Annotated in this window: 12 protein-coding genes; 6 read left to right on the top strand and 6 right to left on the bottom strand. The window is 63.0% G+C overall.

From position 1 onward, the window contains the following. Positions 1-4: 4 nt before the first annotated feature. The 5 genes from V2I08_RS00175 to V2I08_RS00155 all read right to left on the bottom strand — a co-directional run bounded on the left by V2I08_RS00175 (position 5) and on the right by V2I08_RS00155 (position 5,728). On the bottom strand, positions 5-1,213 hold the full coding sequence (locus V2I08_RS00175; protein ID WP_349633347.1) for a hypothetical protein: 1,209 nt from the start codon (positions 1,211-1,213) through the stop codon (positions 5-7). Positions 1,214-1,292: 79 nt separating this feature from the next. Beyond that, the gene (locus tag V2I08_RS00170; RefSeq protein ID WP_349633346.1) at positions 1,293-2,537 is read right to left on the bottom strand and encodes a nitrate/nitrite transporter; all 1,245 of its coding nucleotides are present in this window, start codon (positions 2,535-2,537) and stop codon (positions 1,293-1,295) included. Positions 2,538-2,756: 219 nt separating this feature from the next. Continuing rightward, the gene (locus V2I08_RS00165; RefSeq protein ID WP_349633345.1) at positions 2,757-3,971 is read right to left on the bottom strand and encodes a CmpA/NrtA family ABC transporter substrate-binding protein; all 1,215 of its coding nucleotides are present in this window, start codon (positions 3,969-3,971) and stop codon (positions 2,757-2,759) included. Then, positions 3,968-4,549: an ANTAR domain-containing protein gene (locus V2I08_RS00160; protein WP_349633344.1), complete on the bottom strand. Its 582-nt coding sequence runs from the start codon at positions 4,547-4,549 to the stop codon at positions 3,968-3,970. Before V2I08_RS00160 ends, V2I08_RS00165 begins: the two co-directional genes overlap by 4 nt. Positions 4,550-4,681: 132 nt before the next feature. After that, a complete protein-coding gene (locus V2I08_RS00155) occupies positions 4,682-5,728 on the bottom strand; it encodes a sensor histidine kinase (RefSeq protein ID WP_349633343.1) in 1,047 nt (348 codons plus the stop codon). A 320-nt stretch (positions 5,729-6,048) separates the two neighbouring features. Here V2I08_RS00155 and V2I08_RS00150 point away from each other — a divergent pair, with 320 nt between their 5' ends. From V2I08_RS00150 to nadB, 4 genes are all read left to right on the top strand, one after another. Beyond that, positions 6,049-6,339 (top strand): LysR family transcriptional regulator, encoded by a 291-nt coding sequence (locus tag V2I08_RS00150; protein ID WP_349633342.1) that lies wholly within the window; start codon positions 6,049-6,051, stop codon positions 6,337-6,339. Between the two features lie 227 nt (positions 6,340-6,566). Continuing rightward, positions 6,567-7,493, top strand: coding sequence for an ABC transporter ATP-binding protein (locus tag V2I08_RS00145; RefSeq protein ID WP_349633341.1), 927 nt, complete (start codon positions 6,567-6,569; stop codon positions 7,491-7,493). Next, entirely contained in the window at positions 7,493-7,939 is a 447-nt protein-coding gene (locus V2I08_RS00140; protein WP_349633568.1) for an endonuclease domain-containing protein, read from the top strand. The genes V2I08_RS00145 and V2I08_RS00140 overlap by 1 nt, the downstream gene beginning before the upstream one ends. Position 7,940: 1 nt before the next feature. Beyond that, the gene (nadB, locus tag V2I08_RS00135) at positions 7,941-9,542 is read left to right on the top strand and encodes an L-aspartate oxidase (RefSeq protein ID WP_349633340.1); all 1,602 of its coding nucleotides are present in this window, start codon (positions 7,941-7,943) and stop codon (positions 9,540-9,542) included. 115 nt (positions 9,543-9,657) lie between these two features. On the opposite strand, the gene V2I08_RS00130 is transcribed toward nadB, so the two are convergent. Beyond that, positions 9,658-10,506 carry an alpha/beta hydrolase gene (locus V2I08_RS00130; RefSeq protein ID WP_349633339.1) on the bottom strand — a complete coding sequence of 283 codons (849 nt, stop codon included), beginning with the start codon at positions 10,504-10,506 and terminating at the stop codon, positions 9,658-9,660. Between the two features lie 171 nt (positions 10,507-10,677). Here V2I08_RS00130 and V2I08_RS00125 point away from each other — a divergent pair, with 171 nt between their 5' ends. Together V2I08_RS00125 and V2I08_RS00120 are read left to right on the top strand one after the other, a co-directional pair. Then, entirely contained in the window at positions 10,678-11,808 is a 1,131-nt protein-coding gene (locus V2I08_RS00125) for a serine hydrolase (RefSeq protein ID WP_349633338.1), read from the top strand. A gap of 169 nt (positions 11,809-11,977) precedes the next feature. After that, entirely contained in the window at positions 11,978-12,382 is a 405-nt protein-coding gene (locus V2I08_RS00120) for a hypothetical protein (protein ID WP_349633337.1), read from the top strand. Positions 12,383-12,460: the final 78 nt, after the last annotated feature.

Genomic DNA, 12,460 nt, shown 5'->3' with positions numbered 1-12,460 from the left:
CCGATCAATAGGCCCAATCGGCCTGCACCCATAATTTCTGCGTGTCGGTCGCCATCGTCTTGGCATCGTAACGGGCATAGCGAACCGACAGCGCCGTCTTCCTGACCTTCGCCGATGCGATCAGGTTGATCTCATCGCCATAATGTAGGTCGAGCCGGTCGCTGTCGAATCGATGCCACACCGCCTGCACCGACACGCCGGTCAGTGGCCCCACCTGTTTCCAGCCATAGCCACCGCCGACATAGAGGTCGCGAATGCCATTGGCGGGCGTGGTCAGGAATTTGTCGGCCCAGCCCTGAAACTTGAAATTGGTGCCCAGCGGCGTCTGGAAACTGGTCAACGGCGTGCCGCTGCTCGCGCCCAGCACCTCATAGCCTGCATTCAGCTTCCAGCCCTTCACGTCCAGCGTCAGGTCCGCCAGCCAATAATCCGCGCTGTAAGCGTTGGGATTGCGATGATAGTCCGACTGACGCGCATAGCTGAGCTGGTAACTGAGCTTCGCCGCCTTGGACAAAGGCCGCGCGCCCGCCAGCCGCACGCCATAGGTCTGGCTCGACAACCGATAGCCCTGCATCGCCGCCTCATCCTGATCGACCAGATAGGCAAAGCCCGTCAGCGCCCCGACCGGCGTGGCATAGGACAGGTTGGCGAGGATCGTGTCGCCACTCACCGCCTGCTGCCGCGGCCCGCGCCCCTGAAAGCCCCAGATCGTCCGCACGCTCCACACATAGGAGAGGTCGAGCTTCAGCCCCTTGGCCGGGGTCAGTTCGGCGCGCACCGCATCGAACGTCTGGCCATTGTCGCGAAAGGCGACATTTCCGACGAAACGCTCATCATCCAGCACGATCCTTTGCCGACCGCCGGTCAGCGTCACCGCCTTGGTCTTATATTGAAGCTGGGCGATGTAGAGCGCGATATTTTCCGGGTCGGCAATGATTGGCCGGGTCGCCGCCCCGTTCAGCCCGTCATAATAGTCGTCGATGGCAGCCAGCGTCCCCTGCCCCACCAGCATCGCGGAAAAGGCACCGCTGCTGGCCGACAGCCCGGCCCGCGCCCGGATGGTCAGCGCATCGGATGTCTCGGTTGCCAGCCCCGCCTGATCGGCCTGCTCATAGCGCAACCGCGCTTCGGCGATCGGCTTGAGCGTCAATTCCTGGGCACAAGCGGTCCCTGCGACGGCCAGAGAGGCCGCCGTTGCGAATATATATTTCATGGAAATCTGTCCCCCTCGGACTTCGCGATAACGACTAGGGGCGGCCTGGCTATGCCGGTCCGCCCCCGCCCCTCCAAAGTCAGATGCGCGCGCCGCTGGTCCAGGTCGCCCGCCACCGCCTTTTCACCAGCGCGATACCGATGAAGGCGACGACCGCAAGGCCAGCGAAGATCAGGAAACCGGCCGAAAAGCTGCCGGTCAACTGCTTGGCAAAGCCGAGCGAACTGGCAAGGTAGAAGCCACCAATGCCGCCCGCCATGCCGACAAGGCCGGTCATCACGCCGATTTCCGCCTGGAACCGCTGCGGCACCAGTTGGAATACCGACCCATTGCCCGTGCCGAGCGCCAGCATGGCGAGGACGAAGAGGCCCAACGCCGTCACCAGCGTCGTGGCAAAAGCGACCCCTGCCAATGCAACCGCGGCAACGATGTAGACGATCATCAACGCCTTCACGCCGCCGATCTTGTCCGCCAGCGCCCCGCCGATCGGCCGAACCAGCGACCCGGCGAACACGCAGCCTGCGGTGCAATAGCCTGCCATCACCGGCGTCAGGCCGAACTGGTCGGTAAAGTAGATCGGCAGGCTGGCGGCGAGGCCAACGAAACCGCCGAAGGTCACGGCATAGAAGGCCATCAGCAACCAGGCATCGGCCTGTTTCAGTGGCTGGAAATAGTCGATCATCTTCTTGGGCGGCGGCGCGTTGGGCGCATCCTTGGCCATGACCATATAGATGACGAACACGATGGTCAGCGGGATGCAGGCGAGGCCCAGCACCGCGTTCCAGCCGAACAATTTGGCCAGCCCCGGCGCGAACAATGCCGCCAGCACGGTGCCCGAATTGCCCATGCCAGCCAGGCCCATCGCCTTGCCCTGATGCTCAGGCGGATACCAACGGCTCGCAAGCGGCAGCGCGATCGCGAAGCTCGCGCCCGCAAAGCCCAGCACGACGCCCAGCGCCAGCGTGCCTTCAAAGCTGCTGACCCCCATCATCCAGGCCACGAACAGCCCAACGATCACGATCAACTGGCTGATCGCACCCGACATTTTCGGCCCGATCCGGTCGACCAGCAGGCCGTTCACGACGCGCAGCAACGCGCCCATCAATGTCGGCGTGGCGACCATCAGCCCTTTTTCAGCCGGGGTCAGCGCCAATGTCTGCGCGATCATCGGCGCCAGCGGCCCCAACAACACCCACACCATGAAGGCGAGGTCGAAGTAAAGAAAGGCGGCAATGAGCGTCGGCGTGTGGCCGGCCTTCCAGAAGCTGATCGCGGCGGCGGGCTGTTCACCCTCCTTGTCGCGATCCCAATAAGCAGTAGCCATGATACGTCCCCCAATAAACGGAAATGGACACGAAAAAAGCCGCAGGCCGGGCGCACGCACGAAGGGCGTAGTCCAGTCAGCGGCTTTGCTGCGATGTGGATTGGGATGGCGGTCCCGTCCTTGGGAGAGCGCATCCAGATATAGGCGCGCTTCATCGCGCGACGCCTATACTATCTCCCGATTCGCATCATGTTGCAAGGCACAATTTTGCGCCTGCTTTCAACGCGGCGGCGTAAAGCCCGCGAGAAATTCGTCGATCCGTTCGGGGTCGAACACCCGCCCGTCGAAGAATCGATCCGGCCCCAGCGTCAACTCGCCCCGGCGCGATCCCACCGCCAGCGGCTTACCGACCGCCCCCTCCAGCTTCATGCTCGCGCCCGGCATCGGCACATCGCTGTCGGCCAGCGCGCGGCGGAAGATGTCGGGCCGGAACACCGCCCCCGCCTTCGCCACCGTCGCGGGATCATGATCGACCATCCCCCAGCGCACCAGTTGCGAATAGATCCACAGCGCCTGGCTGCGCCATGGAAAGGGCGTCGCCTCCCGCGCGAACAGCATGAAATCGGGGCTGGCGATCGGTGCTTCGCCCGCTCGCGCGACGATCTGCCCCGACAAAGCCCGCGCGATCAGGTCAGCGGGCTGATCGACATAGGCGGGGGCCGCCAGCAACCCGGCCAGATCGGCATGATTGGCCGGATCATCGCACCAGGCCGCCGCCCGCACCAGCGCGCGCAGCAGGCAATCGACCGTATCGGGATTTTCCTCCGCCCACGCCTCCCGAAAGGCTAATACCTTCTCGACGCCCCGCCGCCAGATCCGCTCGCCGATCGCCACGGCTTCGGCCAGGCCCGCCTCGACCGCCGCGCTGCCCCATGGTTCGCCCGCGATAAAGCCATCAATCTCGCCCGCCCGCATCGCCTCGACCGTCAACGACGGCGGCAGCACGCGCAGCACCACGTCGCGATCCGGGTCCACCCCCGCGCTCGCCAACCAGTAACGCAGCATGATCGCATGGCTGGAAAAACGATGCACGACGCCGATCACCGGCTTGCGCCGCCACAGACCGATCGCAGCGGCAAAATCATGCGCCGTCCCCAGCGGGTCGGCCAGCCGCGCCGCCACATCAGGCTCCAGCGCAGCGGCGAAATCGCAGGTCATCACCAGCATATTGCCGTTGACATTGAGCTTATAGGGCGCGGCCAAAGCGGCAGGCTGCTGGCTCAGACCCAGCGTTACGGCAACCGCCAGCGGGGCCAACATATGCGCCGCCTGCACCTGACCATAGACCAGCCGATCGCGCAGCGTCGCCCAACTGGTGGTCCGCACCAGATCAAGCGCAATGCCCTCGGCCTCCGCAAACCCCCGCTCGCGCGCCGCGACCAGCACGGCCGCATCCGTTAGCGGCAGGAAGGCGATCCGCAGGCCCGTCGTCATACTCCCCCTCCCAACAAATCGCTGGCGGTGATCAGCGCCTGCGCCACCTCCACAATCTTCTTGCCCTGGTTCATCGCCGCCGACCGCAACAGCGCATAGGCATCCTGCTCGCTCAGCGACCGCTGGTTCATCAGGATCGACTTGGCGCGGTCGATAATCTTGCGATCCGACAGCGCCGTGCGCGCCTCGTCCAACTCGCTCTGCATCTTGGCAAAGGCATTGAAACGCCGCACCGCCAGTTCCAGCACCGGCTTGACCCGCTCCTTGCGCAACCCGTCCACGACATAGGCCGAGACCCCGGCATCAATCGCCGCGCCGATCATCGCATCGTCGGACTGGTCCACGAACATCGCGATCGGCTTGGCCAGCGCCCGGCTGACGATGAGCATTTCCTCCAGCGTATCGCGGCTGGGACTGCCCAGGTCCATCAGCACGACATCGGGTGCCATGCGTTCGAGCCGCGCGACGAAAGCGCCGCGCGGTGGCACGATATGAATATCGTCATAGCCCGCCTCGCGCAGCCCCTCCTCCAGAACCGTCGCGCGCAGGCCGCTGTCGTCGATGATGACGATTCGCATCAATCCAAAGCCTCTTCGCCCCCTGAGTGCCGCCGATGCTGCGCCGCGTCAATTGCGCGGGAGGATGTGGGTGGAAAGCGGCTGTCCGGTTGCGGACGGCTTTAATTATTAAACTGCCGTTGGAGACGGGCTTCAGGCCGCTTTTACAGGTGGCGATCCTTCAGTGCTCTTCTGATTGTGAATGACGGAAATGATGAGTCCGGGGTCCTTGTCCTGAATGTCGATCTTGGCTCCCAACTGATCGGCAAGCGCTTCGACAATACTTGTTCCAAGTCCCGATTTCGCGCTGCTCATTGTGGCGGTTGTGCCGATGCCGTCATCGCTGACCGACAGATTCCAGTCCAAATCGTCGGAATGATAATCGACTTCGATTTTCCCTTGCCGGTCTCCGGGGAAGGCGTGCTTAAGGGCATTGATGACAAGTTCAGTGACGATCAGGCCAAGACTCACAGAAATATCCGCACCCACCCGGCTTTCATCGACGGTAACATCGAGCGACAGCCTTTTATGATCGTGGATCATCGAGGCACCAAGACTTTGGCAAAGTTGGGTAAAGTAGCTGCGCAATTCTACCTCCCCGATCCGTGAGGTGGTAAGCTGTTGCTGAACGGTCGCAATCGACATGACGCGGTTGTGGGCGTCGGTCAGATGGCCGCGTGTTTCCTCCGATTGCACCTGCCGCGCGCTTTGCATCAGGACACTCGCGATGATCTGGAGGCTGTTGGCGACGCGATGCTGAATTTCCTGAAGCAATATGGCTTTTTCGCGCAGCAGGTCGTCTTTGAGCTTCTCACTGATCCGTGCTTCCGTGACATCGGTGATGGTCAGCAGAAGGAGGGGCTGATCGGCATTGCCGTAATCGAGCTTCTGGGCATTCAACACCAGGCGGCGCGGCGTGCCCGGTCCGAAATCCATCTCATAGGCCTCGATCCTTGCGTAACCGCCGAGTGTGGCACTCATAAGCGATCGAAGCTGCGGCACGTCCCATTCGCCGGCCCCCAACTCAAAAAGACAGCGGCCGGCAACATCCTGAGGCTTCAAAGGAAAGGCGAGATAGAATGACTCGCTAGCGCCGATGACGCCCATATCGCCATCCAGCAAAAGGGCAGGCGCGTGGGAACAGGCAAGAAGTGCCAGGCCCAGATTCTGCACCAGATCGGTATGGTGGTCCGTCGTCATGTCATTCCCATTCAGCCAGACCGGCAAGCTTGCGGGTATGAAAGCTGATCCGGGGAGCGGCGCTCCTTCGGGAAACGCTTGTCGACTTGCGCCACCCCTATCATAAATTAATAATAAGCGGCGGATATTTTTGAAATCACCTCCCCCCTCAGCCCATTGTGAAAAAGGCCGGTGGCCCGGCAGGGAGGGTGTTAAACTTGGCTGCAGGATACCCGAAATCGGGCGCGAGCAAATACGTAGAAGCCCGCCCCGTTGCGACCCAGCACGCCGCGAACCACACCCCCTTTCAATGTAGGATTTCCTCTGCTTTATCCTGTCCGATGAAGCACCCTATCCCCACCCCCTCGCCCGCGACCGTCCAGCCCGATCGCGCCCATTGGACCCCGGCCCGGCAGCGCCTCTTTCTCGCGGCGCTGCTTGAAACCGGCAATGTCTCCCGCGCCGCGCGCGCGGCGGGCATGTCGCGGTCGAGCGCGCATCGGCTCCGCGCACGGCTGGCCGGGACTGTTTTCGACCGCACATGGGACAAAGCCCTGGCCCTGCACGCCGACCGCATGGCCGATCCCTTCGCCGCCAGCGCCGTTCACCACACCCCGCACAAGGCGCGCTGATGCCTGTCGCGTCCCTGTCGCGCCAATGGGGCGCACCTGTCGCGCGGGTGTCGCGTCGGCAGTACGTCTCTATTACTTTCCTGCCGCTTCCCCGTCCCAATTTCTGCGAATCGGCCCGACGACCCTCGACGACGGTGTGAACTTCGCCCTGTCGCGTCCCTCCGTCCTTGCCGCAGGACAATCAGCCCTCTTTCCTTCGCCGCCGCCGATCCCCATAGAGATTAGCCATGACCGACAGTTCGCCCCCCGCCATCGCCATACGCAACCTCACCAAAGTCTATAAGGGCGGCAAGCGCGCGCTCGACGGGATCAACCTGTCGATCCCGCGCGGCCAGATTTACGGGCTGCTCGGCCCCAATGGCGCGGGCAAGTCGACCACCATCAATATATTGGCGGGCATGGTGAACAAGACCGAAGGGTCGGTCAGCATCTGGGGCTTCGACATCGACGCCAATCCGCGCAATGCGAAGAACAGCATCGGCATCGTGCCGCAGGAAATCGTGTTCGACCCCTTCTTCACGCCGTTCGAGACGCTGGAAAATCAGGCGGGCTTTTATGGCGTGCCCAAGGACAAGCGCCGGTCGATGGAATTGCTGCGCGCCGTCCATCTGGAGGACAAGGCCAACGCCTATGCCCGCACGCTGTCGGGCGGCATGAAACGCCGCCTGCTGGTGGCCAAGGCGATGGTGCATAGCCCGCCGATCCTGGTGCTGGACGAACCGACCGCGGGCGTGGACGTGCAATTGCGCCAGCAATTGTGGGAATATGTCCGCGAATTGAACGCGCTCGGCGTGACGATCGTGCTGACGACCCATTATCTGGAGGAAGCCGAGCAATTGTGCGACCGCATCGGCATCATCAACCATGGTAAGGTCATCACTGACAAACCCACCCGCGAGTTACTGGCGATGGCGCAGGAAAAGGTGGTGCAGGTCACCGTCGACCGCGACGTGACCATGGCCCCGGATGCCCCCTGCTTCGAAAAGATCGAACTGACAGGCGAGCGCACGCTGACCATCACCTATCTCAAGGACCGCGCCAATGCGGGGCAAGTGCTGAGCGCCGTGCAGGCGAACGGGCTGGCGATCGTCGACGTGGTGACCCGCGACCCGGATCTGGAAGATGTGTTCTTGAATTTGACGGCGGCGGCGTGATGGATGAAGCCCCTCTTGTCCCCCCTCCCGCAAGCGGGAGGGGGCTAGGGGGTGGGCCAGCGCCCACATTCAAACGACGCGACACAGCCCGCGCAAAAAGTCTCCGCAACGCCGCCCCGACACCCGAACGCCTATTGTGGCAACAGCTACGCAACCGAAAACTCGGCCATAAATTCAGCCGCCAGATGCCGATCGGTCCTTATTTCGCCGACTTCCTATGCCGTGAAGTCAAGCTCATCATCGAACTCGATGGCGAAAGTCATGATCACACGGTTGAATATGACAAGCGGCGGGACGATTATTGCCATTCCCAAGGCTATCAAATCTTGCGCTTTTCCAATGCCGATGTGATGGGAAATCTTGAAGGCGTCGTAACGCACATCCACACCACCCTTGCGCAGGCCCACCCCCGGCCCCTCCCGCAAGCGGGAGGGGAGCAGAAGTAGAATGCCCATTACCCACGACGTCGTCATCATCGGTTCGGGCGCTGCGGGCCTCACGGCCGCCATCAACCTGGCGCAGGACCGCAAGGTGCTGGTGCTGGCCAAGGGCGCGCTGGATGGCGGGTCGACCAACTGGGCGCAGGGCGGCATTGCTGCCGTACTCGACGCCGGTGACAGTTTCGAGGCGCATGTCCATGACACGATGGTCGCGGGTGCGGGCCTCAACGATCGGGCGACGGTCGAATTCGTCGTGTCCGAAGCGCCCGCCGCCATCGAGCGGCTGGCGGCCTTGGGCGTGCCGTTCAACGGCGGCGAGGAATTTGGCGAACGCTGGCACCTGACGCGCGAAGGCGGGCATAGCCACCGTCGCATCATCCATGTCGATGACGCGACCGGCCATGCGGTGCAGGTCGCCTTGCTCAAGGCCGCGCGCGCCAACCCGAACATCACGTTGATGGAGGATATGGTCGCGATCGACCTTATCACATCCCGCCATGGCGAGCGCTATTCGGGGGCTGGCCATGTCTGGGGCGTCTATGCGTTCAACAAGCGGACGGGGCGGGTCGATGCGCTGCTCGGTCGTGCGACGATCCTATGCACCGGCGGCGCGGGGCGCACTTATCTCTTCTCCACCGCGCCGCGCGGCGCGACCGGCGACGGCATCGCCATGGCCTGGCGCGCGGGATGCCGCGTGTCGAACATGGAGATGAACCAGTTTCATCCCACCTGCCTCTATAATCTGGAGGTCAAGAATTTCCTGATCACCGAAGCCGTGCGCGGCGAAGGCGGGCATTTGAAGCTCCCCCCCGGCGTGCCTGGCGGCGGCGAGCGGTTCATGCCGCGCTTCGACCCGCGCGAGGAACTGGCTCCGCGCGACATCGTGGCCCGCGCCATCGACCATGAGATCAAGCGCCTGGGCCTCGACTATGTCCATCTCGACATCAGCCACAAGCCGCCGGAATTCGTGAAGCATCACTTCCCGACCATCTATGCCCGGCTGCTGGACCTGGACATCGACATCACCAAGGAACCGATCCCGGTCGTGCCCGCGCAGCACTATACCTGCGGCGGCGTGGTGATCGACCTGGATGGCCGCACCGACCTGCCCGGCCTCTATGCGGCGGGCGAAGTCAGCGAAAGCGGGCTGCACGGGGCCAATCGCCTCGCGTCGAACTCGCTGCTCGAATGTTTCGTGTTCGGCGAAGCGGCGGCCAAGCATATCCGCGCGAACTGGGACGACCTGCCCGCTCCGCCGCCGATCCGCCCATGGGACGAAAGCCGCGTCACCAATGGCGACGAGGAAGTCATCGTCCAGCACAACTGGAAGGAAATCCGCCGTTTCATGTGGGATTATGTCGGCATCGTCCGCACCACCAAGCGGCTGGAACGTGCCCAGCACCGCATCGACCTGCTCTCACGCGAGGTTGACGATTATTACGGCAATTTCCGGGTGACGCCCGACCTGATCGAACTGCGCAACCTGCTGGAAGTCGCGCGGCTGGTGGTGCGATCGGCGCTGCATCGCAAGGAAAGCCGGGGGCTTCATTATACGCTCGACTATCCCGACATGCTGGACGCGGCGGTCGATACGGTGCTGGCGCCGTAAAAAAGCGGCGCGGTCGTCGGGGGACGCCGCGCCTTGAGGGGGAGGGGGAACATGCTGAAAGCCTGTCCGGGATCTTCGCTATACGGCCCGGCCCGATCATGGGCTTTGACGATCGTCAAAGAGCTTTCAGAAAATCGCCCAGCGCCGCATGAAAGCGCGCGGGTTGATCCGCCATCAGCATATGGCCGCTGGGACCGATGGCGCGGAGCAGCGTATCCTTCTTGGGGGCGTAGGCGGTGCGGAAGCGGCTGGCGATGGCGGCGGCCTGTTCGCGATCCGATCCGATCGCATAGACCACCTCCAGCGGCACGGTCAGGCGCGGCAATTGCGGGCCAAGATCGGTGTTGGCCAGATCGCGCAGCGCCTGGGCGATGACATCGGGATCGCTGCCCTTGGCCCCCGGCGTCTGCGCCACCATCTGTCCCAGATAGCGCCGCCCCGCCGCCGTGCCGGTCAGATAGCCACCAATCTGGTCGGCCAAATAGCCAAGCCCGCTCGCCGTACCGCCGACCATCGCCGCGCCTGCGGGCAGCATGTCGACCACCATGACCCGGCTCGCCAGCCCTTTTAGGCCCAGCAGCATCGCCAGCGTGCCGCCCATCGAATGGCCGACGATCGCGGGACGCTTCAATCCCGCTGCACTGGCATAGCGCGAGATTTCGTCGGCGATCGGCTGGAGGAGAGCGTCGCCACCTGCATTGGCCTCCGCTGCCAGCCCGGCAAAGCCGCGCACATGGACCAGGTGAAAGCGATAGCCGGGAACCGCCGCCAGCACGCCGCTCCAGATGCCGGGGCCGCTGGCGAGGCCGGGGATCAGCAGCACGTCGCGGCCCGTGCCACGCACCGTCACGGCGATCCGGCGCGAGGCAAAGGGTGCGGCCTGCGCGACGCCCGCCCGGAGCAAGCCGCCGGCGGCCAATGCGCCCAGCAGCCAATTGCGCCTGTTTATAGCTATCATCGTCATCCGCCCGCTATTGCCCTCCCGTCGCTGAACCACAACTGAGCAATGATACCAATGATCAAAGGGTTGCGCCGTTCAGACTCCTTACATCCCATTTGTGGAATCATTCATCGCATCACTCTTGCTCGCAATAGCAGCGGCCGCCCCTATGTTGGTTCAGAGTGCGGGGAATATATGACATCGAATGACAACCGGGGCGGGGTCGCGCGTCTGTTCCTTTTGGTTATGGCCCTGTCGGCCTGTGTAAGCGCTCCTGATCCGCGCCCGGCGCAAGCGGCGGCGAGCGCGCCCCAGAAGCCGCAACCGGCGACCAATAGCTGGCCCATCCGCCAGGCCCCCCAGCAGCCCCTGCCCTATCGCGCCGTCAATCAGAATGACGCCCCGTCACCCGCCTTGGTCAGCGTCATTCGCAATCTGGGACAGAGCTTTAACGGCAAGGTCGGCATTGCCGTCCGCCGGGTCGATGCCGACTGGACCGTCGCTTGGAACGGCAATGCCCTGTTCCCGCAGCAGAGCGTATCGAAACTGTGGGTAGCGCTGACATTCCTCGACGCCGTCGACCGGGGCAAATTGCGTCTGACAGACACGACCACGATTACGAAAAACGACCTGACCCTGTTCCATCAACCATCGGCCGCCATGGTGAAGGCGGGCGGTTGGACCACCAGCTATTCCGACCTGATGCGCCGGGCGATGACGCAGAGCGACAATACCGCCAACGACGCCCTGTTGCGCGCCGTCGGCGGGCCGGAAGCGGTACGCAGCTATCTGGCCCGGCGGATGATCAAGGATGTTCGCTTCGGCCCCGGCGAGCGATTGCTGCAATCGGCGACGGCGGGCCTTGACTGGCGGCAGGATTATTCGGTCGGGCGCAATTTCTACACGGCGCGCGCCCAACTGCCGATGGCAGCGCGGGTCAAGGCGCTCGACAATTATCTCGCCAATCCACCAGACGGTGCCGCCCCTACCGCCATCGTCGCGGCACTGGCGAAATTGAAGCAGGGCGATATGCTTTCGGCCGAATCCTCCCGTCTGTTGCTGTCCGTCATGGCGGAAGCAAAGACCGGGCCGCAGCGGATCAAGGGCGGGGTGCCGCCGGGCTGGACCTATCTACATAAGACGGGAACGGGACAGGATCTCGCCCCGCGCTCGACCGGGTTCAATGACATCGGCATCATGACCGCGCCCGATGGCACCAGCTATGCCGTGGCCGTGCTGATCGGATCGACCACCGTGTCGATCCCCGAACGCTGGGCCTTGATGCAGGGCGTGGCGAAGGCGGTGGCGGCGAACCATCAGCGCTGATTGCGATCGATCGGTGAGGGACGGTCTGTCCGTGCTGTCGCGTGACAGGTTGGCTATAGCGCGCTTGCCGCGGTAGGGCAATACCGATGGTCAACGCGATCCGCAGTGTCGCTAGGATAGGAATGGGCCTTCCGCGAACGACCACTAGCGGACACTCGTTTCCTTCCTTATGAAAAGCCGGATGGGTCTATTTCGCCGGAAAAAGAACACTTCGCATCCACTGGCAGATTTGGATGTGTGGATAGTGCCGCTTCATGTGAAAGCCGGTGCGGAACCGCTCCCTGATCGTTTCATCGGTGCATTTGTAAGCGTGCTTTGTCGAGCAGACGACCCGAACCTTGCTGCTTGGTCAGCTATTCAAGCTATTGAAGCCATGGGTTATTCAGTGCCAGAAATCCCAAATAAAGTAGATCATATGAAAGCATCGGATTTCGCAAATCTTGTTGCGGACCAGTGGCCTGATCTCGCGCATGAACTTCCCAGCCAGGCTGAGTTTTACGCTCAAATGGCCGAACACAAAGCAGTGCTTGGTCCCTTCGCCGCCTACGAGACATCGCAGCAATCAGAAAGCTGACGGTCTCCAATCCACCCATTGCCGTCATGAGGGGCTTGACCCGGCATCCATTGGCTCAACCGTTTGGCGTTACTGAGA

The organism is Sphingobium sp. MK2 (assembly GCF_040170545.1).
GTDB lineage: Bacteria > Pseudomonadota > Alphaproteobacteria > Sphingomonadales > Sphingomonadaceae > Sphingobium.
The sequence above is the reverse complement of the archived record's forward strand: the minus strand, read 5'-3'. Positions and strand labels throughout refer to the sequence as shown.